Below are 2,266 nucleotides of genomic sequence, written 5' to 3' on the forward strand. Positions count from 1 at the left end.
CCGCCGCCGCTGCCGCAGGCGCTGGCGTTCCTGCCCTGGTTCCTGGTCGCCGGATGGCTGGCGCTGGTGTGCGCGGTGCTGGCCCGCCGGCTGCTGCTGGTGGGCTGGGCGCTGGCGGCACTGGCGGTCACCGGGTGGTTCGCGCAGCCCTACGGGCCGGGCCGGGAGACGCCGGACGGCGAGCCGCTGGCGCAGGTACGGGTACTGACGGCCAACCTGGAGTTCGGCAACGCGACCGAAGCACTGCTGGAGACGCTGCGGCGGGAACGTCCGCATCTGGTGTCGGTGCAGGAGTGCGACAGCCGGTGCGCGTCCGCACTGGCCGCACCGGAGGTACGCGCCGCCTATCCGCACCGGGTGATCGCCGGCCGGGAGCCGGCGGAGGGCTCGGCCCTGCTGAGCGTGTACCCGCTCCGCGACGAGCGGGAGATCCCGGCGTCGCTGTCGATGCCGAGCGCGCTCGCCCGGATCGGTGAGGTGGACGTGCGCGTGCAGGTCGCGCATCCCATGCCGCCGATGCCGGACTCGATGACGGCCTGGCGGGCCGAGCTGGCCTCGCTGCGTGAGGTCGCGGCGGCTCGCGGCGGGACCCGGACGGTCATCGCCGGGGACTTCAACGCCTCGGCGGACCACGCCGCCTTCCGGGCCGTGCTGGACACCGGCATGCGGGACAGTGCGCGCCTGCTGGGCCGCTCCCGCACCCCGACCTGGCCCGCCGCGACCGCTCCCCCGCTGGGCGCGCAGATCGACCACGTGCTGGTGAGCAGTGGCCTGGTGCCGGTCGCCGCCTCGTTCCTCGACCTGCCGGGCACCGACCACCGGGCGCTGCTGGTGGACCTCGCCGTCCACTGAGCAGCCGTCCGGCGCGGCGGCTAACGCCCGCGAACGGGTGCCGGCGGGCGGTTCCTGCCGTGCCGCGGCTCGGGGTGACGCATGCCGCCGGTCACATCGGGGAACCGTGCGCAGGTCCGCCGGCGTTCTCATGGATCAGCGCCGCTCACGCGGGCATCGGGGGAATGTACGGCGAAAGGGGACGTTCGTGAACCTGCTCGATGTCTTGTTGTTGCTGGCGGTGGTTGCCTTCGCGGTCCCCGGCTACCGGCGCGGCCTGATCGCCGGACTGGTGGCGCTGGCCGGTTTTGTCGGTGGCGCGGTGGTGGGCGTCTGGCTGCTGCCGTTCGCACTCGACTTCGTCGAGCGGGGTACGACGTCCGCGACGGTGGTGGGCCTGCTCACGGTGCTGCTGCCGGCCGCGGCGGGCCACGCGTTCGCCACCCGGCTGGCCTGGCACATCCGCAACTCGCTGAGCTGGGCGCCGGTCCGCTGGCTCGACGGGGTGGGCGGTGCGCTGATCAACGCGGTGGCGGTACTGCTGGTCGCCTGGATGGCGGCCAGCGCGCTGGTGACGTCGCCGTCGCCGGAGGTGGGCCAGGCGATCCGCGGCTCGACGGTGCTGGGCGCGGTGCACGAACGCATGCCGGAGCAGGCGCCGACCTGGTTCAGCCGGGCGACGAGCGCGCTGACCACCGCCGGTTTCCCCCAGGTGTTCAACCCGTTCGAGAACGAGCCGGTGACGGGTGTGGCGGAGCCGTCGGGTGACGCGGTGACCGAAGCGGCCACCGCGGCGGCGCAGCGCAGCACCGTCAAGGTCGAGGGGGTCGCCTCGGTCGACGGCGGCCGGCAGGGCCAGGAGGGCAGCGGCTTCGTCTACGCCGACAAGCGGGTGATGACGAACGCGCACGTGGTCGCCGGGGTGGACCGGCCGACGGTGCGGGTCGGCGGGGTCGGGGCACGGCTGGAGGCCACCGTCGTGTACTTCGACCCGGACACCGATGTCGCCGTGCTGCGGGTCCCCGACCTGGCGGCCCCGGTGCTGGACTTCGCGGCCGTACCGGAACGGGGCGCGCCCGCGGTGGTGGCCGGTTATCCGGAGAACGGCGGCCTGGACCTGCGGGCGGCGACGGTGGCCGGCCGGACCACGGCACGCGGCCAGGACATCTACGGCAGCAGCATGGTGACCCGGGAGATCCACCCGCTGCGGACGCTGGTGCGGCCCGGCAACTCGGGCGGGCCGCTGCTCACCCCGCAGGGACGCGTGTACGGGGTGATCTTCGCCCGGTCCGCCACCGACCCGGAGACGGGTTACGCGCTGACCACCGCGGCGGTGCGGCAGGCCGCGGAGCAGGGCACCGCCGCCGGGGAGCCGGTCAGCACCGGCACCCGTTCGGCGCTCTGACGCCGGGCACGGCTGCACGACGGCGCGGGG

The 2,266-nt window shown here is 74.8% G+C and carries 2 protein-coding genes; both read left to right on the forward strand.

Features of this window, described 5'->3' with window-relative positions:
- On the forward strand, positions 1–852 hold an 852-nt coding region (locus ACYVE9_RS23655; protein ID WP_461029919.1), incomplete at its 5' end, for an endonuclease/exonuclease/phosphatase family protein.
- Positions 853–1,039: 187 nt separating this feature from the next.
- Positions 1,040–2,236, forward strand: a complete 1,197-nt coding sequence (locus ACYVE9_RS23660; RefSeq protein WP_461029920.1) for a MarP family serine protease — start codon at positions 1,040–1,042, stop codon at positions 2,234–2,236.
- The last annotated feature ends 30 nt before the right edge of the window (positions 2,237–2,266 follow it).

This window comes from Streptomyces sparsus (genome assembly GCF_054776295.1).